We start from the raw sequence: 21,995 nt of genomic DNA, 5'->3' as shown, positions 1-21,995 counted from the left end.
CTATATTATTTATAAATGTATTATTTAAAAATCTAGAAACCATTACAATTATTATATATGTAATAGTATAATAACAAATCAGGTAAATATAGTTTTCTAACTTATATATATTTACCCCTGTTAAAAAGGCAAGCATGTTATAACAAAAGACATTAACAGTTATATATAGAACTGTCGACATAAGAGGTATTGCTATAGTTAACAATGTTTTTTTCGTAATTTTATAAACTACAATAGCATTTATAATATTTAATCCATATAATGGTGAAATTTTTAAATATCTGGCTGTTACAGACAATCCTATATATAAAATAATGAAATAAAAAATTAATTTTATTTTATTTCTCTTAAAATCATAAAGATTTATGAAACTTAAATATACCCCTATACTGGTCAAAAGCATATAAAAATGAAACATATCCCCATATACCTTTCTATTAAATTCTACAAAATTAAAGAGTAACCCTATATAAAAATAGAGTTACTCCTTAATTATACGACACTTATATAATATTCTTTTCTTATTTTGTCTTTAACATCTAATTTTACATATTCAAAATCTATATTATGATATTTACATCCAATTTCAAAATGCTTTAAAGCTATCCCCATGTTAATTTGATTCATATTTTCATCTGAATCTTTTTTCATATATATATCAAGAGATCCATTATTTTGATAAAATCTCCATGGTTGTGAGTTTTTGTATGATGGCGCTATTCTTACACATTCAATTATATTAGTCCATTTTTCATCTACATTTTTAGCAATTTTTTTTATTGGTTTTCTATCTATATTTTCATTTTCTTTTCTAAACAATTCATTTCCATCTGGAAACCCTAAAGCTATTAATATTACTGGTTTTTCATTCTCTTCTAAATGTACAAAGTCTAATATAGACTCTTTATTAAAATTATCATCTATCCAACTTGTTGCTAATCCCATTTCTGTTAATTTTAAAATTAACTCTTCTCCAGCAAATCCTACGCTATCTAAATATTTTATTGGAGCTATCTTTTTATCTTTCCCGTCTTCTGTCTCTTCTACTTCAGGAAGTTGAACTGTTAAAACTATATAGTGAGGAGCAACTAGTCTATGTCTCTTCTTTATTATAAATTTCAAACTATCCCCTTTTAAAATGGGATGTGCCTTAATCTTTATTTCTTTATTTAAACTATCCATGTCTTCACATAAATTTCGAACTTCTTCAAACATATTTATGCTTAATCTTTTTGTAGAGTATTTTTTTATAGATTTTCTATAAAAAATAGCATCATATAACTGCAAATCTAATTCCTCCTATCTACAAATATAATAAATATTATTATATCAAAATATATAGTTTTATACTATCTTTCATTGTTCTCAAAATAGTTACATTATTTACTTTTTTTTAAAAAATCAATCCGTTTTTAAAATTTAAATTTATGGGTATTTTAAAATAATATTGTTAAAATAATAAGTTTGAATAGTCTTTCATTTTAGAATAGTACAACTTTTTAATATTGAAAAAAAACTATAAATGTATTAACAAAATGATGTTATACTTAGGCTAAGAAAGACTTATTCTTATTTTAAATACAATTATTTTGAAAGGATGTGCCTTTATGAATTTAGAAAAAAATTTAGAAAAATATGCTGAGCTATCTGTTAAGGTAGGAGTTAATATACAACCTGGACAAACGTTATTAGTTAGATCTCCTCTTGAGTGTGCTCCATTTGTAAGAAAAGTTGTAAAAAAAGCTTATGACCTAGGAGCTAAGGATGTACATATAGAATGGTCAGATGAAGAATGTACTCTTATAAAATATTTAAATGCACCCGATGAAACTTTCAACGAGTTCCCAACTTGGGTTTCTGATCAATACGTAAAAATAGCTAAAGAAGGTGGAGCGTTCTTAACTGTTTATGCTCAAGATCCAGATTTATTAAAAGATGTAGACCCTCAAAAAGTTGCAAACTTCCAAAAAGCATCTGCTGAAGCTTTACAAGAATGGAGATCTTATACTTTATCTGATAAATCAAAATGGAGTATAGTTTCTGTTCCTACAGCAAAATGGTCTAAAAAAGTATTCCCAGGAGTTTCTGAAGAGGAAGCTATAGATAAAATGTGGGAAGCAATATTCCATTGCACAAGAGTTGACCAAGAAGATCCAATAGAATCTTGGAATCAACACAATAAAAACTTAAAAGTTAGAATGAGCTTCTTAAATGATAGCAAATTTAAAACTTTATACTTTAAATCTGGTAAAACAGACATAACTATGGAGTTGCCTGAAGGCCATATATGGGCAAGTGGAGCTTCAAAGGATCCAAATGGAGTAAACTTCAACCCAAATATACCAACAGAAGAAGTATTTACTTTACCTCATAAATTTGGTGTTAATGGTGTAGTTGCAAGTACTAAACCTCTTGTTTACGGTGGAAATGTTATAAACAACTTTACATTAACATTCAAAGATGGAAAAATAGTAGACTTTACTGCTGAAGAAGGATATGATACTTTAGCTAAATTAATAGATACAGATGAAGGTTCTCACTACCTTGGAGAAGTTGCTTTAGTTCCATTTAAATCTCCTATATCAGATACAAACATAGTATTCTATAATACTTTATATGATGAAAATGCTTCTTGTCACTTCGCTATAGGTACAGCTTATAAGAGCTGTGTTGAAAACGGAGTTAACATACCACAAGAAGATTTAGATCAACATGGTATAAACTTCAGTATAACTCATGTTGATTTCATGATAGGTTCTGCTGATATGAACATAGTTGGTGAAAAAGCTAACGGTGAAAAAGTTCAAATATTCACAGATGGAAACTGGGCATTCTAATAATACATAAAAAAAGGGCTATCTATTTTAGATAGTCCTTTTATAATTCTAGTATATTTTTTCCGTCCAATTAAGATTCTCTATATGTTCTAAAACAACATCATCGCTCATTTCTGGGTGTATAGTATCTTCATGAGCTATAGTTAAAACAGACATAGCTACTGCATATTTAACTGTATCTTTTAAACTTACGTTTCTCATGTAACCATATCCTAACCCAGCTACAAATGAATCTCCAGCTCCTGTAACATTTACAACAGGAACATTGTTTGCCTTTATAGTTCCTTCTTCAGTTCCGTTATTATAATATATACCATCTTCATCTAAACTTATAAATACATTTTCTATTCCTAAGTCTATAAAGTGTTTACCAGCTTTTCTTAAATCATCTTCTGATTTTATTTCAAACCCGCACATTATTTCTGCTTCATATCTATTAGGTTTTATTGTATGGAAATATTTTATTAAATGTTTTATATGCTTAGCTTTACAGGCAGACACAGGATCTAAAATAAATTTAGTTTGTCCTTCAAAAGTTTTTAATATATATTCAACAATTTCAGGTTTATCCGAATCTAAAAACATATATTCAGCATTTTTTATTATTTCTGATTTTGAATCTATAAAATCTGTTGTAAACATATCAGTTACTTTCATATCAACTACTGCTGATTCAAGTTCTCCTTCATGATTTAAAACAGCCATGTATGTAGGTGTGCTTCCACCTTTAATTATTAAAGAGTCTTCCATATCATAGTTCATGACTTTAGAATGTTCCATCATTCTTCTTCCTGTTTCATCATCACCTAATATTGATATGAACTTTGTATTTATTCCTACTCTAGCCATATTTTCTGCTATGTTTCTACATACTCCACCAAAAGAAGTTTTAACTCTTCCTGGATTTGAGTCGTTACATCTATAATTATCATTTGTAAATCCGATTATATCAAATATTGATACTCCAAAAACTAAAGCGTATGGTTGTTTATTATTTGCCATTTTTATCTTCGACCTCCCATAAGAATCACTTTCATATTTTAACATAAAAATATATGCCTTTTCTAGACAAAAAAGCACATATTTTGACCTTTTGCAATATTTTCTAAAATTTTTTTCAAATAAAATATATTAATATCGTTTTCTTAGTTTATTTATTTTTTCAATTTTATTAGTTATCTTATATATTTTATTATCTAGTTTTGTTACTAAAAAAATACTTTTTATTTAATGCAAATTATTACAATTGTTATAAAAATTCTAGTTTGATATAATAAATGCTTAAGTACTATTTTGCTTTTAGGAGGCATCCATATTATGAAAAAGTTATTAAGTAAAGCAAGACAAGCTATAAATGATTTTGATATGATACAAGATGGAGATAAAATTGCAGTTGGATTATCTGGGGGTAAAGATAGTTTAACTCTTCTTCATATTTTAAATAATTATAAAAAATTCTCACCTCAAAAATTCGAACTTATAGCTATAACATTAAACCCAGGTGGTGTTGATAACTCCCCTTTATATGATTTATGTTCAAATTTAAGAGTTGAATTTCACGAGGTTCAAACAAATATAAAAGAAATTATATTTGATATAAGAAAAGAAAAAAATCCATGTTCTTTATGTGCAAACTTAAGACGCGGTGCGTTAAATGATACAGCAAAAAAACTTGGATGTACTAAAGTTGCTTTAGGCCATCATAAAGATGATGTTGTTGAAACTTTTTTAATGTCTATGTTCTTCGAAGGAAGAGTTAGCTGTTTTTCCCCAAAAACTTATTTAGATAGACAAGATTTAACTATAATAAGACCTATGGTTTATATTGAAGAATATATGACTAAAAAGGCAACGAAGGATTTCAATTATCCTGTAATTAAAAATCCATGCCCAGCTGATGGTCACACAAATAGGCAAAATATTAAAGAACTAATACAAAAACTTAACTTAGATATTCCTAATGTTAAAAGAAATTTATTCAACTCTCTAAATAACTCAGATCAGTTGTTTATATGGGATAAAGATAAAATAAAAAATATATAGGAATCAAAAAAGCTACTCAAAATGAGTAGCTTTTTATTTTTAATATTTTAGATAGAAGTAGCCAGCATAGTATTTACTATAGATATTACTGCAAATATTAATGTTAAAATATATAATGTTATTGGAAGTATTTTATGTAATTTTTTAGTTTGTAAATAATATTTAAACACTCCATATAAGAAGTATGTAGCCCATAATTTTATAAGTATATTATTTAACTGACTAGCTATTGTTTGTGCTTGTATATCACTTACAGCTACTGTTGTTATTAAAGATACAATGGCTAAAACTATAGAAAATACTATAAATCTAAAATACAACAAGCTTTTAAAGTATTTCTTATCTTTTATTTCTTCATTTTCAACAAATCCCATAAATGCTTTACTTACAAAATATAATATATTAACACATATCAAAGCAGATATTAATGGACCTACAATATATGATGCCCATTGAAATGCAATAAACCCTGTTTTTCCCATGCCTTCAAGACCTAAGTCACCTAATAAATCAGGCATCATTAAATTTATTACTACCCCACTTAAAATACTGACAGCTATAAGAGCTATAAACCAGTATCTTAATTTTATAGGCTCTTTACTTTCATATTCTTCCCTTGTAAAATCTTTAAAATATTCTTTTGGTTGTAGTACTAACGTTTTAAAATCTCTCATATATATTCTCCTTTTTAATTTTTAATTATATATAGCCTTTATAGGATCTAGTCTAGATGCTTTGTATGCAGGTATTATTCCAAATATAATACCGACTATTACAGATGTAGCTGAAGCTCCTATAAATGTTTTTATAGTAACCACAGGCTTAAATGGCATGAACATACCTGCAATTTGTGATAAAACAAATCCTATTAAAATTCCTAATAGCCCCCCTATTAAAGTTACAAACATAGCTTCAAATAAAAACTGTAACATTATAGAATTCGGAGTAGCTCCTATTGCTCTTCTTATTCCTATCTCTCTTTTTCTTTCCGTAACCGAAACATACATTATATTCATTACACCTATTCCTCCAACAAATAGTGATATAGCTGTTATAAGGGTAATAAACATAGTTATACTCGAAATTATCTTAGTAAATGCCTCCGTTATACTTCCTGGATTGAAAACATCATATGTTCCATGTATTTCTGGATGATTTTCTTGTAACATTTCCTTAACTTGTTCTGAAACAACATCAAAATCATACCCGGGTGATATGAAAACATCTAAAGAAGTTATTTCATTTCCATTATTTTTATTTTGTAATTCATTTATTCTATCGATAGACGCTTTTTGTATTAAGTCTTCATTAGATGCAAATAAACTCTCTGCTTTTTCTTGAACTCCAATAACTTCAAACATTGTTCCATTTAAATTTATAGCCTTTCCTACAGCTAACTTAGGATCATCAAACAATTTTTTTGCATTTTGATATGTTAATACTATTACATCATTTTTAATGTCGCTTTTCTCAAAGTATCTTCCATGTTCAACTTTATCTGATTTTTGAGCTGGAATTAAGCTCATACTCTCACTATCGTCATCATATGCAGTAGCTGCTACAGATGTATGCCTATCTAAAAAATTAACCTCTCCATATAATCCATCTCCAAACCCAAAGCTTTCCTGTTCCTTCGGTTTTTCAACCTTTTCAACCCCATCTATATGTTTTAAATCATAAATATCATTTTCTATAAAAGGTTCAACAGAGGATAAATCTGCTTCAGGATTTTCAGAATAAAAACTTACAGTAACCTTATTTGCATTTACTTTTCCTGTTGTTTTAGAAACTTGAGCCTTAAGTCCATCTCCAATAGATAATACAACTACAACAGAACTTATACCTATAATAATTCCTATCATAGTTAAAAAAACCCTTAACTTATTCGCTTTTAAGCTTAACAGAGAACTCTTGATTAAATTTTCTATACTCATATCTATACCTCCTCAATAAAAACACCGTCTTTAAGGTACACCACTTTTGTTGCATATTTTTTTAGGTCTGGATCATGAGTAACCATAACAATAGTTTTTCCTTGTTTATTTAGTGAACTTAATATGTTCATAATTTCATTACTTGTATTAGTATCCAATGCCCCCGTAGGCTCATCAGCAAATATTAATTGAGGATCATTAATAAGAGCTCGTGCAATAGAAATACGTTGTTGCTGACCTCCAGACAACTCATTTGGAAACTGCTTTATTTTATCTAGTAATCCAACCATTTTTAAATTATTTTCAACTCTTTTTAATCTCTCTTTCTTTCCTAATTTATTATCATAAAGAAGAGGTAGTTCTATATTTTGACAAATATTTAAGTTATTTATCAAATGAAACTGTTGAAATATAAACCCTATATTCTTATTTCGAAAATGAGATCTTTCAACCTCTGTTAAATTTGTAACATTTTTCCCATCAAAAACATATTCTCCTTCATCAAATTTATCTAAAAATCCTAAGATATTTAATAGAGTTGTCTTTCCACTACCTGACTTACCCATTATCATTACAAAATCTCCATGCTTAATTTCCAGGCTTAACGACTTTAAAACATGCAACCTATTTTTTGCTAATCCATAGTATTTTTGTATATTGTTAAGTTCGATAAAGCTATTCAATTTCCTGACCTTCTTTCATCTCACTATTTATAACTTCTACAATCTCATCTTTTTCTTTTAAGCCTGATGATACTATTGTTGACTTTCCTTTTTCTCCTTTTGTTTTTATATCTTGCTTAACAAGTTTATTATCTTTTATTAAATAAACGTATTTTTTACTTCCCTCTGTCTTAACAGCTGTACTAGGTATCTCTATTAATTTTTCAGTATCTTTTAATTTAACTTGAACATGATAGCCATTTACTACATTTTCTTTTGAATCTAAGCTTATTGTCACTGGATAATTAGCGACTTGAGATGTTGATGTTACTCCATCTGTTGGAATAACTTGCTCTTCTGGATCGTAGGAAATATCAAATATTTCGCCTTTTACATTTTTGTCATTTGCTAATACTAGTATATCTACATCTTGGTTTAATTTTGTTTTTTCTAAATCTCTCTCGGATACTTGTGCTTTTACATATAAATCATTACTTCTTAATTTTAATAAAACTTGATTCTCACCCTCTGATGCTTTATTTGGAACACTAACTTTTCCTGCAAACGGAGCATATTCATGTGTATATTTTTTTTTCTTAAGTTTCTCTATTTGTTTTTTATTGCTCTTTATCTGATCTTCTATAGAGGCCCCTACATTTGGATTCATGACATCTGTATTATTTTGAATTTCATTATTTTTAGGGTCACTAATTTTATTTTTTTCTTTTTTCAAATCTGATATTTGATCTTCTAAATCTGATATTTGATTTGCTATTTCTTCATTTTTATATGTTATAAGCAAACTTCCTTTACTTACAATTTCACCATTTTTCTTGTTTATTTCATAATCTGAACCCTTACTTATGTCTTTATAGAAAATTTTAGATTTTGACGGTTCTACAACTCCACTGAAAAAAGTTTTTTTATTTTCAGGAATTATATACCTTTTAATGGCTTGTTCTTCCTTAACTTTTTTATCTTTGCTTTTATAAGCTAAAAACCCTATGGCTCCTCCCCAAATAACTACTACCGCTAACCCTATAGCTATGTGCTTTTTTTTCATTTTTCCCTCCTACTATTAACTTTACAATTTAAATCCCCATTTGCTAAATCTACATAAATCTTTAAATTTCATACTATCATATATACTTTGTATAAAAATAAAAATGGACTAAAATATGGTTTTAGTGGAGTAAAATGTATGTTTTTGTTATTTCACTCCACTAAAACGTAATGTTAGTCCACTTTCTACTTTTGTATATACTTTTATGTTAGCATTCATGTAAAGTAATTCTAATTTCTAAGGTATATTATTTAACGTTCTTAAATAGCAGTGCCACTTATATGCTAATTTTTTTAATTAGCAATACCATTAAATTGAAATTACTTTTTTTATGTAGATTTTTAATCTTACTTTTAGCAAAAATACTATCGTTAAAAAGTGAGATAATAAGTGAGTATCTTAAGAAAAATTTTATCTTAATTGAATTCAGCGATTATCTCATACGAAGTTATAAAATTAGAAATATTATAATTTCTAATTTTAAAAATTTAATAAAAAATAGTTAGCTATTATAATAGCTAACTATTTTTTATTATCTCATCTACAATTAATTTACTTCCTTTTATTATTACAGAAGCTCCATTTCCTGGATGTGTTGAGGATCCTATAAAATATAAATTTTTAACACTTTTTGATTTTATATGCGGTCTTAAAAAACCTATTTGACTAATATTATGAGCTATTCCAAAAGCACAGCCTTTATATGCATTAAATTTTTTTTCCATATTCTTTGGCGTTAAATAGTTTTCGTAAATAATATTTTTTTCTATATCTTCCATACCCTTAATCTTAGTTATCGATTGTATAACCTTATCTCTAAAATTTTTCACTAATTTTTCATTCCATTCAATATTTTCATATTCTAAATTAGGAACTCTAACCATTATATTTAGAATCTCCTTGGAATCTCCACATACACTATGATCTATTTTGCTAGGACAATACATATAAAAAGAAGGATTATTAGGTAAATTCCCTTTAAATGGAGCTTGTATATTTTCTTTAAAATCATCTCCAATATATATATTATTAACTTTCAAGTTTTTATAATTTTTATTTAATCCTAAATATATGATTAACGTGGAACATGAGAGCTTAAGCTTATCAATTTTTTTATCAGTATATTTATCTTTATTAACATCTAACTTTATTAAATTTTTCATTGCATACGGAAAATCTGCATTACATACTACAATATCAGATAAATATTTTCCTTCACTAGTATTTGCACCTTTTACTATACCATCATCTATTATAATCTCATCTACTACTGTATTTTTATATATTTTCCCACCCATTTCTATAACTAACTTTTCTAAAGACTTTATATAAGAATACATACCACCCTTAATATACCAAAGTCCATATATTTGGGATATTGCAGGTATTAAAGTATATAAATTAGAATTTTCATAGGGGTCTATCCCTATATACATACATTGAAACAGTAAAAATTCTCTTATTTTATTATCTTTTATATATCTAGATGTATACTTATACGAACTTTCCATTGGATTTAATTTAATTGCAGTCTTTATAGCTTCAAAATTTAAAATTTCTTTTAAATTTTCCATAGGTTTATTTAAAAATTTTTCATTTGATAAAATATATTTTCTATATGAATTTGATATGTAATTTAAATAATCTATTCCTAGGTTAACATTTATACCCTCTAAAAATTTTATAGTTTTAGAAATATCACTATAAAATTCATAATTAGTATTATCTTGATAGAAAACTTTGTACATAGTATCTAATTTTACTAAATCTATATACTTTGAATAATCTTTATTTGCATAATTAAATATCTCAATATAATTTTGAGGTGTCATGAGTATGCTAGCTGTTAAATCAAATTTATCACCCTTATTTTTAATTTGATTTATTTTTCCACCCACTGTACTTTCCTTTTCTAAAATAGTAACTCTATAACCATTTTTTAATAATCTTATTCCTGTTGTTAGTCCACCTATTCCTGCTCCAATTACTGTAACTTCCTTCATATTTTTCCCTCCTTACTTTACTTAATATTATTTCCATTAATTTGAACTTTATAATTATGTATTTATATATAAATTTATATTTCCCAGGAAACTTTAAATTTATTTTTTTGTAATGAGCATAATACCAATTAGGAGGTGATTTTTATTAAATCAAAAAAAATTTTTTTTTACTTTGTTAGCTTTTTTTATGATTTTTTTCATTAATTCCTATGCCGATACTCCTGATAATAAAGAGTTCAAATTAGAGCCACTACCTTATGCCTATGATGCTCTTGAACCTTATATAGATAAGGAAACTATGGTCTTACATCATGATAAACATCATAAAGCATATGTAGATAATTTAAACAAAATACTTTCCACTCATCCATAAATTGAATCTAAAAACTTAGAACATCTTTTATCTAATCCAACTATACTTCCCCGCGATGTAAAGCAAAGTATAATTAATAACGCTGGTGGAGTTTACAATCATAACTTTTTTTGGAATATAATGAGTCCTAACAAAGGTGGCCAGCCTAAAGATGAACTATTAAAATCTATCGAAAAAGATTTTGGTTCTTTTAAATCTTTCAAAGAAGAATTTAATAAGTCAGCATTAAGTACCTTTGGATCAGGATGGACTTGGTTGGTTTCTAATGATGAAGGTGAGTTAGCTATAATGTCTACTTCAAATCAAGATTCCCCTATTTTATCAGGAGTAAAACCTATAATTGCTATAGATCTTTGGGAGCATTCATATTATCTTAAATACAAAAATGAACGTAATAAGTATATAGAAAATTGGTGGAATGTAGTTAATTGGGAACAAGCAAATAAAAACTATTTATCTAAATAAAAAGAAGTAGCATTAACTGATATGCTCCCTTTATAGTAGACAGTTTAAATAATAAAAACTGTAACTATGAAGGGAGTATGTTTTTATGCCTAGAAAAGCTAAAGTTAGTGATGAAGTAAAAATAAAGGAAGTATTAAATTACATCAATAATCGTAAGAGTATTATTGAAATTTCTAAAGAAGTTGGTGTTTGTCCAGAACAAGTGCGAAGATGGATTATTACATATAAATCTATTGGCATTGAAGGTTTAAAAAATAAACCTACAAATAAGTACTATTCGACACAGACTAAAATACTAGCAGTGAAGGATTTTTTATCAGGTAAATATTCGCTATTAGATGTATGCAGTAAATACAAAATATCTAGTATATCTGTACTTCAACGTTGGATAATCAAGTATAATAATAATCATAATATGACTAAATCTCAGAATAACAAGGAGAAGAAACTTATGATTAAAGGGAGAAAAACAACGTTTGATGAAAGAGTTGAAATTGTTGGATTTTGCATGACTAATAATTTTGATTATCATCTAACTTCAGATAAATATAAAGTATCTTACCAACAAATTTACAATTGGGTTAGAAAATATAAAAAACATGGATATAAAGGGCTTGAAGATAAACGAGGTAAGGCTAAAGAAATAGAGCTTATGACAGAAAAAGAACAACTAGAAGTTCAGATGAAGTTACTTAAAATTGAAAATGACCGCTTAAAAATGGAAATAGATTTCTTAAAAAAGTTGGAAGAAATAGAGAGGAGATGATATTCAATAGTATAAAAAAAGAAACTATATATACTGCAATAAAGGAATTAAATAAAATAGGATATCCAATACTTTCATTATGTGAATTTGCAGGTATTGCTAGATCTTCATACTATAAATGGCTAAGTAAAATTGAAACAGCTGGAGATATGGAAAATGAAGTTATTAAAAATGAAATAATAAAAATATATGATAAGGTAAATGGAATTTATGGATATAGACGTATGACTATGAATATTAATAGAAGTTTAAAAAAGATATATAATCATAAAAGGATTTATCGATTAATGAAATCATTAAAATTAAAATCCGTTATTCGTAGGAAGAAAAAAAGGTATATCAAAAGTATACCTCAAATAACAGCTGAGAATATATTAAATAGAAGTTTTAGTGAGGCTACGCCTAATAAGAAATGGTTAACTGATGTAACAGAGTTTAAGTTAATGAATGGAACTAAAGCATATTTAAGTGCAATATTAGACTTAGGTGATAATAGTATCGTTTCATATGTGTTAGGACGTTCAAATAATAATCAATTAGTATTTGATACATTTGATTTAGCTACTAAAAATAATCCTACGGCGAAGCCATTATTTCATAGTGATAGAGGATTTCAGTATACAAGTAAAATTTTCAAAGCAAAATTAGATAATATATCTGCAACTCAAAGTATGTCCAGGATTGGACGATGTATAGATAATGGACCAATGGAAGGGTTTTGGGGAACACTTAAATCAGAAATGTACTATTTAAGAAAATTTCAAACTTTTGATGAGTTAAAAATAGCAATCGATAATTACATAGATTTTTATAATAATGTAAGGTTACAGAAAAAACTAAAAGGTCTGTCTCCGATGGAATATCGAAGCCAGACCTTAGTTGCATAATTTTTATTATTTCCACTGTCTACTTGACAGGGGGCAGTTCACCTAAGATTACTACTTTTTCCTGTTAGCTTGCCTTTTTAAAAGTTTCAACTTCTTCTTTTAACCAGTTTTTACCTTCAACTAGTCTTGCAACTAGCATAGAACTCACTGTATTTCCAGTTGTGTTAAGTACAGTGTTAGGTATATCTGTTATTGTAGTTATTACTGTTAATAAAGGAATTGCCTCAACAGGGAATCCGAAGATGCTTACCACGAGCATCTCACCTATAAGTCAGCCACCCGCTACAGGAGCCATAAATACTCCAACAACAAGTACTGTAACTAATAAGTTTAATATGTTCGATGGATCTGCCATATTTCCACCTAGTATTCCAGTTAAAAATGCAACTTTTACTATAACGGATAATACCGAACCATCTTTATGTATATTAATCCCTAAAGGTATAACTGTTTCAGCTATATCATCTGGTACCCCTATTTTTTTACTTGCCTCTAAGTTAGATGGTATACAAGCAGAACTTGAAGATGTCGCAAGAGCTGTAGCTATTGGACTTATAGAGTTTTCATAGAACTTCTTAACTCCTTTTTTACCACCTGATAAGTATGCATACAATGTATAACATACTGCAAAGTATATGGCCGCTAATACACAATAAGTTAAAAATACTCTTATGTACCCTGCTATTATTTCTTGTCCTAATTCACCTATAATCGATGCTGTATAACACCCTAAACCTATAGGCCCCAACTTCATTATAATTCCAACTACATTTAATATTACATTTGTTCCTTCATTAAGTATGTTTTTTATAGTCTTTGCTTTTTCTCCTAAAACGGCAATCGAACTTCCTATTAGTACTGCAAATACTACTAATTGTAATAAGTTACCGCTTGAGAACAACTCACTAAAATCAGAAACTGTAACTGAATTTACTATTTGAGTTAGTAAATTTCCTTTTGATGCTAATTTCTCTTGATCTGGAGCAACCATTATTTCTTTTACTGAATGAATATCGATTCCTTTTGATGGATTGAAAATTATAGTACCTATAATACCTACGACTGCCATTACTAATGTAGTTAATGTGAAAACAATAATTACATTTTTCATTATTTTCCCGAATCTTTGCATGCTATTGACGTTTGCAACCCCCGATGCAACGCTGAAGAACACAAGTGGGACTACTATCATCATGATTAAATTGATGAATAAATCTCCAAATGGTTTAAGAACTGTAGCTTTTGGTCCTAGTATAAGTCCTACTATGGCTCCAATTATTGTACAACCTAGTAACACAAATGAAGACTTATACGTTTTTAAAAAGTCTTTCATGTGTAAACCCCTTTCCTGATATGAGTATATTTGTCGCTCCCGAAGAACATTGTATACAAAACATTTTTTTAAGTCAATGGATTCAAGCCAGTATAGTTTTTTGCAATATTTTACATGTATTTTATAGTTTTTTTCTATATATTGGTAAACATTATAAAAATAAGGCTATGAATATTAATATTCATAGCCTTATATGTTAACCTTATATTGATTTTTCTTCACTTTCTTCTTTTATATTTTTTTTATTTGCTACTCCCGTAAGCATCAACGTTAACGCTCCATCTCCTGTTATATTACAAGCTGTTCCAAAACTATCCTGAAGAGCGAATATAGTTAATATAAGCGCTGTTCCTGTTTCATTAAATCCTAATACACTAGTTATTAATCCTAATGACGCCATAACTGTTCCTCCTGGAACTCCTGGAGCACCTATGGCAAATATACCAAGTAAAACTATGAATAATATCATCGATGATACATCTGGCAACTTACCATAAAGAATTTGTGAAACTACCATAACAAAAAATACTTCTGTTAAAACTGATCCACACAAATGTATATTTGAAAATAAAGGAATTGCAAAATCTGAAATATCCTTTCTTAGAACTTTAGACTTTTTTACACAATCGATTGAAACAGGTAAAGTTGCTGCTGATGACATACTTCCTACAGCTGTTAAATATGCAGGTCCGTAATGCTTTAATACCTCCATAGGATTTTTGCCTGATATAATTCCACTTATAGCATACAATAATGCAAGCCATATAAAATGTCCTACAAGAACTATAATAATTACTTTTATAAATACCGGTAATTGATTTGTTATAGATCCTTCATAAGCTAGTGTTGCAAATGTAGTAGCGATAAAAATTGGAAGTAATGGAATAACTATTTTTTTTACTAAACTAAGTACTATATCTTGAAATTGATCTAGTAACTTCTCAAATAAGTCCGCTTTTGTCCAAGCTGTTGCAAGTCCTAATATTATAGATAAGAATAAAGCACTCATAACTGGCATAATTTGAGGAATATCTAGTTTAAATATAAGTTCTGGTAATTCTCTTAGTGCTCCTGCAGTTGCTTGTACAGATAGCTTTGGAATTAGCATATATCCAAATATTGCAGAAAAAGTAGCTGCTCCAATAGATGATATGTATGCAAAAGTTATTGCATATCCTAATAATTTAGAAGCATTATTCTTTAACTTAGCAATAGATGGAGCTATAAATCCTATTATTATTAGAGGTACCGAGAATAAAATTACCTGTCCTAAAATATACTTTAATGTTACAATAACATTCATAAAAGATTTAGGTGAGTAAAATCCAATTACAAGTCCTCCAATGACAGCTAATACTAATTTAAATATAAGACTATCAAATAATTTTTTCATAAAATCCCCTCCCTCTTTAAATGTTATATAAACAAAATAGTATAGTCAACTAACTATTCAATCTATAGATATTTTCAATAAAATCTATTTATTCATATAGAACTTTCTTATGCATCAAAAAAAATGAACTCCTTATTTAGAGTTCATTTTACCTTATAGTTTTATTTTCCTTTAAAAAAGTCTTCTATTTTTTGACCGAAAGTCTTCTTTTTTTCATGAACTTCATCTCCACAAGACTCTGCAAATGCTTTTAGAAGTTCTTTTTGATTATCATTTAATTTTTTAGGAACTTCAACTGTAACCTTAACATATTGGTCACCTCTTGCATTTCCTCTCATTTTTGATATACCTTTTTCCCTTAATCTAAATACTGTTCCTGTTTGAGTTCCAGCTGGAACATTATACATTACTTTACCATCTAAAGTAGGAACTTCTATTTCATCTCCAAGTGCAGCTTGAACAAATGTTATAGGTAATTCAAAGTATACATCATATCCATCTCTTGTAAATAATGTATGAGGCTTAACATTTACAATTATATATAAGTCTCCTCTAGGTCCACCTTTTGATCCTAAGTCACCTTGACCACTTAATTTAATTATTTGATCATTATCTATACCTGCTGGTATATCAACTTCTATAGTTTTAGTTTTTCTAGTCTTTCCATTTCCGCTACATTTAGGACATGGTGATTCTAAAACTTCTCCTTCTCCGTTACATGTAGAACAAGTTCTAGTGCTCATTATATTTCCAAACGGAGTTCTTTGAGCTGTTCTAACCTCTCCAGCTCCATTACATGTTGGACAAGTTTTTTTAGATGTTCCATCTTTTGCACCGCTTCCGTGACATTCACTACACTCTTCAGTTCTATTTATCTTTATAGATTTTTTAACTCCAAATGCAGCTTCTTCAAATGTAATAGTCACAGTTTGTTTTATATCAGCTCCACGTTCAGGGCCTCTTCTTCTAGGTCTTCCGCCTCCAAAACCACCTCCGAACATGTCACCAAATATATCTCCAAATATATCTTCAAAGCCTCCAGCTCCACCGCTAAAGCCTCCAAATCCGCCTTGTCCTCCGAAGCCTCCGTTTACACCATCATGACCAAATTGATCATAATTAGATCTTTTTGTATCATCTGATAATACTTCATATGCTTCGTTTACTTCTTTAAACTTTGCTTCTGCTTCTTTATCATCTGGGTTTCTGTCTGGATGATATTTCATTGCAAGTTTTCTGTATGCTTTTTTTAACGTTTGTGCATCAGCACCTTTATCGACACCTAATACTTCATAATAGTCTCTTTTAGCCACGCTTGCCACCACCTTCGTATTACATAACAATAGCTTGTAGACGTCTACAAGCTATTATTAATTTTATATATTTATTATATACAAGTAACGTTGATTTTCAAATACTATTTTTGATCATCTACTTCTCTGAAATCAGCATCTACTACATTGTCATCTTGTTTAGCTTCTTCTTGAGCTCCACCTTCTGCTTGTTGATCTTGAGCAGTTTGTTGGTACATTTGCTCAGCTATTTTGTGGAATTTTTTGTTTAATTCTTCTAAAGCTTTATTTAATTCTTCAGCTGTAACGTCTTCTTTAGCTTTTAATTCTTTTAATTTAGCTATTTCTGCTTCAACTTCAGATTTAGCATTAGCATCAACCTTGTCTCCAGCATCAGCTAAAGTTTTTTCCATTTGGTATATAGTAGCTTCAGTTTGATTTAATGCTTCTATTTTTTCTTTCTTTTGTTTATCTGCTTCAGCATTCATCTCAGCTTCTTTAACTTTTGCTTGTATTTCTTCTTCACTTAAGTTAGTTCCTGAAGTTATAGTTACCTTTTGCTCTTTTCCTGTTCCTAAATCTTTAGCTGTAACGTGTACTATACCATTAGCATCTATATCAAAAGTAACTTCTATTTGAGGTATTCCTCTTGGAGCTGGTGGTATATCAGTTAATTGGAATCTACCTAAAGTAGTGTTGTCGAAAGACATACTTCTTTCACCTTGTAGAACATGTATATCAACAGCAGTTTGGTTATCTGCAGCAGTTGAGAATACTTGAGATTTTTTAGTTGGTATTGTTGTATTTCTTTCTATTATTTTAGTCATTACATTACCCATAGTTTCTATTCCTAAAGATAATGGAGTAACGTCTAGAAGTAATAAATCTTTAACATCTCCAGCTAAAACTCCACCTTGTATAGCAGCACCTGCAGCAACACATTCATCTGGGTTTATACCTTTGTGAGGTTCTTTTCCTATGAATTTCTTAACAGCTTCTTGAACAGCTGGTATTCTTGTAGATCCTCCTACTAATAATACATCATCTATATCAGAAGTTGAAAGTCCAGCATCTTGTAATGCTCTTCTAGTTGGTTCCATAGTTTTTTCTACTAAGTTTGCTGTTAACTCATCAAACTTAGCTCTTGATAAATCTATGTTAAGATGTTTTGGTCCTTCAGCTGTAGCTGTTATGAAAGGTAAGTTTATGTTTGAACTCATTGTTGAAGATAATTCTTTTTTAGCTTTCTCAGCAGCTTCTTTTAATCTTTGAAGAGCCATTTTATCATTTCTTAAATCTACACCTTCAGATTTTTTGAATTCTTCAGCTAAGTAATCTATTATAACTTGGTCAAAGTCATCTCCACCTAATCTGTTGTTACCAGCAGTAGCTAAAACTTCAAAAGTTCCATCTCCTATTTCTAGTACAGACACGTCAAATGTTCCTCCACCTAAGTCAAATACTAATATTTTCTTTTCTTGATCTAATTTATCCATACCGTAAGCAAGTGCAGCAGCAGTTGGCTCATTTATTATTCTCTTAACATCAAGTCCTGCTATTCTACCTGCATCTTTAGTTGCTTGTCTTTGAGCATCTGTAAAGTATGCTGGAACTGTTATAACAGCTTCAGTTACAGGTTGCCCTAAGTAGCTTTCAGCATCTGATTTTAATTTTTGTAATGTTATAGCTGATATTTCTTGTGGACTATAATCTTTTCCATCTATATTAACTTTATAATCAGTTCCCATGTGAGTTTTTATAGATATTATTGTTCTATCTGCATTAGTAACTGCTTGTCTTTTAGCAGGCTCTCCTACTATTCTTTCTCCATCTTTTGTAAATGCAACTACTGATGGTGTAGTTCTCATTCCTTCGCTATTTGCTATTATTTGAGGTTCTCCACCTTCTAATACTGCAACACAAGAGTTTGTTGTTCCTAAGTCAATTCCTATTATTTTTCCCATTTTAATATCCTCCTTAAAAATTTATATGTTAATTGATATTAATTCAATTTTATTTTTTTATTCTATGTTAGCAAGATACTTTAACCATTGATGGTCTTAGCACCTTTGTACTTAATTTATACCCTTTTTGTAAAACCATAACCACTTGGTTTGCTGGTGTTCCATCTACTGGTTCTTGCATAACTGCTAAGTGTAGGTTTGGATCAAATTCTTGACCTTCAGCTTCTATTTCTTCTAGTCCAAATTTTTCAAATGTAGCTTTTAATTGTTTTTGCACCATATCTATGCCTTTATACATGTTATCTTCTTTATCTGTACAAGCATCCATAGCTCTTTCCATGTTATCCATAACAGGTATTAATTCATTTAATATTTTCTCATTAGCAAATACACCCATAGTTTCTTTCTCTTGTTGAGTTCTTCTTCTATAGTTTGCGTACTCTGCTTGAAGTCTTTGAAGAGTATCTGTAAGTTCTTCTATCTTGCTATCTTTTTCATCAGCTTCATCTACTTCTTTAGCTTCAGTAGCCTCTTCTATAGCTTCTTCGATAACTTCTTCTACTTCCTCTGATGAATTATCTTTTATATCTTCTTGTAATTCTTCTTGTATATTGTTTTCCAAAACTTACACCCCTAACTATTTTTTGTTTAGTAGTAGTCCCATGTAATTTAATATAGAGTATACTTTTGAATAATCCATCCTTGTTGGACCTATCAAGCTTATTTTACCTACTACATTTTTATCTATATTGTAAGTTGCAGTTATAATACTACAATCTTGAGCTACCTCACATTCATTATCGCTTCCGATAATTATATTTAGGTTTTCTTTTTGTATTCCTTTAGATTTGAGCATACTAGATATATTTTCTTTCTCCTCTAGCATATTTAGAAATGTTTTAGCTCTAACAACATCACTAAACTCTGGAAAATTGAATATATTAGTTGCTCCGCTTAAGGATATCGCTGTATTATTTTCTTCAAAATCAAAGTTTAGCGCATCAATAAGCTTATCAATAAATAAAGAGTTTTCTGTTATTTCATATTTTATATAGTTTAGAAAATCTTCATCAATTTCAGTTATATTTTTTCCTGAAAGCTTTTTAGTAAGATTATCAGAAATTAAATTAAGTTTAGATTGATCAATCTGTATATTGGTTGATATAATAGTGTTTTTTATTTCACCTTTTTCTGTAACTACTATTAAAACCATACTTTTTTCATCTAATCCAACCAATTGAACATGCTTTATAACTTGAACATTTGATGTATTTTTAGTAACAGCTATAGTTGTATAATTTGTTAACCTAGATATCAACTTAGATGTTTCATGTATCAAATCTTTCATATAGTTCATGTTTTGGTTTATTGACTCTTCTATTAAATGTTTTTCAATATCATTTAATTCACATGTACTCATTAAAGAGTCAACATATAACTTATATCCTTTTTCTGAAGGAATTCTCCCTGAGGAGGTATGAGGTTGAATCAAATATCCTAATTCTTCTAGGTCAGCCATTTCATTTCTTATAGTGGCTGCACTAACTCCTAACTCATACTTTTTAGAAAGAGTTCTAGACCCTACAGCTTCTGCAGTTTCTATATAATCTTTAACAATAGCTTTAAGGATATTTAGTTTTCTTTCATTTAATTCCATGTAATCCAAAGCCTCCTCTTTTGTTAGCACTCATTTAATTGGAGTGCTAAAAGATTATATATATTTTATATCACTTTAAATTTACTTTGTCAACACTTTTTGATTAATTTAAAAATTCTATGAACACACTATTAGAAATTTCTCTTCCTTTTTGAGTAAGAGAAATGTTTTTTCCATCGAATCTAACAAGCTCTATTTTTATAAGCTTATCCATAACTTCTTGGTATATATCATAAAAATCTGTATCAAATCTTTCTTTAAATACATCTATATTTATGCCTTCATTCATTCTAAGTCCCATAAATATAAATTCCTCTATCTTATCTTTTTTCGTTAATTCTATTTCTTCACTAACAGGCCTTATATTTTGCATAATACACTTATTGTATTCACATATATCTTCTATATTTGAATATCTAGTATCCCCTATAAATCCTGACGCTCCTGGCCCTAACCCTAAATAGTTGTCACACTTCCAATATATAATATTATGTTTACATTCTAAACCTTCTTTTGAATAATTAGATATTTCATACTGGTTATATCCATGTCTTTTTAAAGTGTCTATTGTATAGTTATACATATTTATATCTGTATCTTCATCTAGTAATTCAAATTCCTTATTTTGATACATATCATATAACTTCGTTCCCTCTTCTAATATAAGTGAATACGCAGATATGTGTGACGGATTTAACTTTATAATTTTATCCAATGTATCTTTCCATTCTTGAGTTTTTTGGTTTGGAAGCGCATACATTAAATCTATATTTATATTTTTAAATCCTATATCCAATGCATCGTAATAGTTTTTCTCAAATTCTTCATATGTATGTATTCTTCCTATAGATTTTAAATGATAATTTTGAGTAGCTTGAAGTCCTATACTCAATCTATTTATACCCATTTTTTTCATAGCTTCAAGCTTTTCTCTATTTATTGTTCCTGGATTACATTCAATAGTTATTTCTGCATCTTTTTTTATATTAAAATTCTCATTTATATTATTAACAAGTTCTTTCAGTTCATCTACAGTTAAAATGCTTGGAGTTCCTCCTCCAAAGAATACTGTATCAAAACACTTGTCCTTAAATTCACCTTTATAAAATTTCATTTCTCTTTCTATATTTATTAGATATTCTTTCTTTTGATTACTATTAATTTTATAAGAGTTAAAATCACAGTAATAACATTTTTGCGCGCAAAACGGCACATGTATATATAGTCCTAACATAATTACTCCTTAATATTTAAATATAATTATATATATTATACCTCAAAACATAACTATTCTAATCTTATTCACCTAAAATTAACATAAAA

20 protein-coding genes and 1 pseudogene are annotated in these 21,995 nt (G+C 28.6%); 6 read left to right on the top strand and 15 right to left on the bottom strand.

Annotation, left to right across the window (positions count from 1 at the left end):
- Both VN21_RS18980 and VN21_RS04965 read right to left on the bottom strand, forming a co-directional pair.
- Positions 1–205: hypothetical protein (locus VN21_RS18980; protein WP_207641522.1), on the bottom strand; the 205-nt coding region annotated here is incomplete at its 3' end.
- A gap of 287 nt (positions 206–492) precedes the next feature.
- Positions 493–1,287 carry a nitroreductase family protein gene (locus VN21_RS04965; protein ID WP_046822323.1) on the bottom strand — a complete coding sequence of 265 codons (795 nt, stop codon included), beginning with the start codon at positions 1,285–1,287 and terminating at the stop codon, positions 493–495.
- A 320-nt stretch (positions 1,288–1,607) separates the two neighbouring features.
- On the opposite strand from VN21_RS04965, the gene VN21_RS04960 reads away from it, so the two are divergent.
- Positions 1,608–2,837 carry an aminopeptidase gene (locus tag VN21_RS04960; protein WP_046822322.1) on the top strand — a complete coding sequence of 410 codons (1,230 nt, stop codon included), beginning with the start codon at positions 1,608–1,610 and terminating at the stop codon, positions 2,835–2,837.
- 48 nt (positions 2,838–2,885) lie between these two features.
- Here VN21_RS04960 and VN21_RS04955 read toward each other — a convergent pair whose 3' ends face one another.
- Positions 2,886–3,839, bottom strand: coding sequence for a carbohydrate kinase family protein (locus VN21_RS04955; protein ID WP_046822321.1), 954 nt, complete (start codon positions 3,837–3,839; stop codon positions 2,886–2,888).
- A 315-nt stretch (positions 3,840–4,154) separates the two neighbouring features.
- On the opposite strand from VN21_RS04955, the gene VN21_RS04950 reads away from it, so the two are divergent.
- Entirely contained in the window at positions 4,155–4,880 is a 726-nt protein-coding gene (locus tag VN21_RS04950; protein WP_046822320.1) for a tRNA 2-thiocytidine biosynthesis TtcA family protein, read from the top strand.
- Between the two features lie 47 nt (positions 4,881–4,927).
- Here the strand turns inward: VN21_RS04950 and VN21_RS04945 are convergent, their stop codons facing one another.
- From VN21_RS04945 to VN21_RS04925, 5 genes are all read right to left on the bottom strand, one after another.
- Positions 4,928–5,554, bottom strand: coding sequence for a YIP1 family protein (locus VN21_RS04945; RefSeq protein WP_046822319.1), 627 nt, complete (start codon positions 5,552–5,554; stop codon positions 4,928–4,930).
- 21 nt (positions 5,555–5,575) lie between these two features.
- Positions 5,576–6,814 carry an ABC transporter permease gene (locus VN21_RS04940; protein ID WP_046822318.1) on the bottom strand — a complete coding sequence of 413 codons (1,239 nt, stop codon included), beginning with the start codon at positions 6,812–6,814 and terminating at the stop codon, positions 5,576–5,578.
- Positions 6,815–6,816: 2 nt separating this feature from the next.
- Complete coding sequence (locus VN21_RS04935) at positions 6,817–7,497, bottom strand: ABC transporter ATP-binding protein (protein ID WP_046822317.1); 681 nt, start codon at positions 7,495–7,497, stop codon at positions 6,817–6,819.
- Entirely contained in the window at positions 7,490–8,539 is a 1,050-nt protein-coding gene (locus VN21_RS04930) for an efflux RND transporter periplasmic adaptor subunit (protein ID WP_046822316.1), read from the bottom strand. The genes VN21_RS04935 and VN21_RS04930 overlap by 8 nt, the downstream gene beginning before the upstream one ends.
- 518 nt (positions 8,540–9,057) lie before the next feature.
- Entirely contained in the window at positions 9,058–10,542 is a 1,485-nt protein-coding gene (locus tag VN21_RS04925) for a phytoene desaturase family protein (protein WP_046822315.1), read from the bottom strand.
- 187 nt (positions 10,543–10,729) lie between these two features.
- Between VN21_RS04925 and VN21_RS19450 the strand changes: the two genes are divergently transcribed.
- The 4 genes from VN21_RS19450 (at position 10,730) to VN21_RS04910 (ending at position 13,033) form a co-directional block, all read left to right on the top strand.
- Positions 10,730–10,915: a hypothetical protein gene (locus VN21_RS19450; RefSeq protein ID WP_332840842.1), complete on the top strand. Its 186-nt coding sequence runs from the start codon at positions 10,730–10,732 to the stop codon at positions 10,913–10,915.
- A gap of 120 nt (positions 10,916–11,035) precedes the next feature.
- Positions 11,036–11,380, top strand: coding sequence for a superoxide dismutase (locus VN21_RS19445; protein ID WP_332840841.1), 345 nt, complete (start codon positions 11,036–11,038; stop codon positions 11,378–11,380).
- A gap of 85 nt (positions 11,381–11,465) precedes the next feature.
- A complete protein-coding gene (locus tag VN21_RS04915) occupies positions 11,466–12,146 on the top strand; it encodes a helix-turn-helix domain-containing protein (protein ID WP_046822119.1) in 681 nt (226 codons plus the stop codon).
- Positions 12,143–13,033 (top strand): IS3 family transposase, encoded by an 891-nt coding sequence (locus tag VN21_RS04910; protein WP_084821949.1) that lies wholly within the window; start codon positions 12,143–12,145, stop codon positions 13,031–13,033. The genes VN21_RS04915 and VN21_RS04910 overlap by 4 nt, the downstream gene beginning before the upstream one ends.
- 64 nt (positions 13,034–13,097) lie before the next feature.
- On the opposite strand, the pseudogene VN21_RS04900 reads toward VN21_RS04910, so the two are convergent.
- From VN21_RS04900 to hemW, 7 genes and pseudogenes are all read right to left on the bottom strand, one after another.
- Positions 13,098–14,366 (bottom strand): annotated as a pseudogene (locus VN21_RS04900) (dicarboxylate/amino acid:cation symporter).
- A gap of 202 nt (positions 14,367–14,568) precedes the next feature.
- The gene (locus VN21_RS04895) at positions 14,569–15,759 is read right to left on the bottom strand and encodes a dicarboxylate/amino acid:cation symporter (protein ID WP_046822313.1); all 1,191 of its coding nucleotides are present in this window, start codon (positions 15,757–15,759) and stop codon (positions 14,569–14,571) included.
- Positions 15,760–15,920: 161 nt separating this feature from the next.
- A complete protein-coding gene (gene dnaJ / locus VN21_RS04890) occupies positions 15,921–17,072 on the bottom strand; it encodes a molecular chaperone DnaJ (RefSeq protein ID WP_046822312.1) in 1,152 nt (383 codons plus the stop codon).
- Positions 17,073–17,176: 104 nt separating this feature from the next.
- Positions 17,177–19,015: a molecular chaperone DnaK gene (gene dnaK, locus VN21_RS04885; RefSeq protein ID WP_046822311.1), complete on the bottom strand. Its 1,839-nt coding sequence runs from the start codon at positions 19,013–19,015 to the stop codon at positions 17,177–17,179.
- Between the two features lie 67 nt (positions 19,016–19,082).
- On the bottom strand, positions 19,083–19,637 hold the full coding sequence (gene grpE / locus VN21_RS04880; RefSeq protein ID WP_052951981.1) for a nucleotide exchange factor GrpE: 555 nt from the start codon (positions 19,635–19,637) through the stop codon (positions 19,083–19,085).
- A 15-nt stretch (positions 19,638–19,652) separates the two neighbouring features.
- Positions 19,653–20,672 (bottom strand): heat-inducible transcriptional repressor HrcA, encoded by a 1,020-nt coding sequence (gene hrcA / locus VN21_RS04875; RefSeq protein WP_046822310.1) that lies wholly within the window; start codon positions 20,670–20,672, stop codon positions 19,653–19,655.
- A gap of 103 nt (positions 20,673–20,775) precedes the next feature.
- Positions 20,776–21,906, bottom strand: a complete 1,131-nt coding sequence (gene hemW / locus VN21_RS04870; RefSeq protein WP_046822309.1) for a radical SAM family heme chaperone HemW — start codon at positions 21,904–21,906, stop codon at positions 20,776–20,778.
- Positions 21,907–21,995: the final 89 nt, after the last annotated feature.

The organism is Paraclostridium benzoelyticum (assembly GCF_001006285.1).
In the GTDB taxonomy this organism is placed as follows: Bacteria; Bacillota; Clostridia; order Peptostreptococcales; family Peptostreptococcaceae; genus Paraclostridium; species Paraclostridium benzoelyticum.
Note: the sequence above shows the minus strand (reverse complement) of the source record. Positions and strands in the feature narration are given on the sequence as shown.

Coding starts and splice junctions, on each gene's coding strand:
- VN21_RS04960 (WP_046822322.1), top strand. CDS start 1,608: ATGAATTTAGAAAAAAATTTAGAAAAATATGCTGAGCTATCTGTTAAG.
- VN21_RS04955 (WP_046822321.1), bottom strand. CDS start 3,839: ATGGCAAATAATAAACAACCATACGCTTTAGTTTTTGGAGTATCAATA.
- VN21_RS04950 (WP_046822320.1), top strand. CDS start 4,155: ATGAAAAAGTTATTAAGTAAAGCAAGACAAGCTATAAATGATTTTGAT.
- VN21_RS04945 (WP_046822319.1), bottom strand. CDS start 5,554: ATGAGAGATTTTAAAACGTTAGTACTACAACCAAAAGAATATTTTAAA.
- VN21_RS04940 (WP_046822318.1), bottom strand. CDS start 6,814: ATGAGTATAGAAAATTTAATCAAGAGTTCTCTGTTAAGCTTAAAAGCG.
- VN21_RS04930 (WP_046822316.1), bottom strand. CDS start 8,539: ATGAAAAAAAAGCACATAGCTATAGGGTTAGCGGTAGTAGTTATTTGG.
- VN21_RS04925 (WP_046822315.1), bottom strand. CDS start 10,542: ATGAAGGAAGTTACAGTAATTGGAGCAGGAATAGGTGGACTAACAACA.
- VN21_RS19450 (WP_332840842.1), top strand. CDS start 10,730: ATGATTTTTTTCATTAATTCCTATGCCGATACTCCTGATAATAAAGAG.
- VN21_RS19445 (WP_332840841.1), top strand. CDS start 11,036: ATGAGTCCTAACAAAGGTGGCCAGCCTAAAGATGAACTATTAAAATCT.
- VN21_RS04915 (WP_046822119.1), top strand. CDS start 11,466: ATGCCTAGAAAAGCTAAAGTTAGTGATGAAGTAAAAATAAAGGAAGTA.
- VN21_RS04910 (WP_084821949.1), top strand. CDS start 12,143: ATGATATTCAATAGTATAAAAAAAGAAACTATATATACTGCAATAAAG.
- VN21_RS04895 (WP_046822313.1), bottom strand. CDS start 15,759: ATGAAAAAATTATTTGATAGTCTTATATTTAAATTAGTATTAGCTGTC.
- dnaK (WP_046822311.1), bottom strand. CDS start 19,015: ATGGGAAAAATAATAGGAATTGACTTAGGAACAACAAACTCTTGTGTT.
- hrcA (WP_046822310.1), bottom strand. CDS start 20,672: ATGGAATTAAATGAAAGAAAACTAAATATCCTTAAAGCTATTGTTAAA.
- hemW (WP_046822309.1), bottom strand. CDS start 21,906: ATGTTAGGACTATATATACATGTGCCGTTTTGCGCGCAAAAATGTTAT.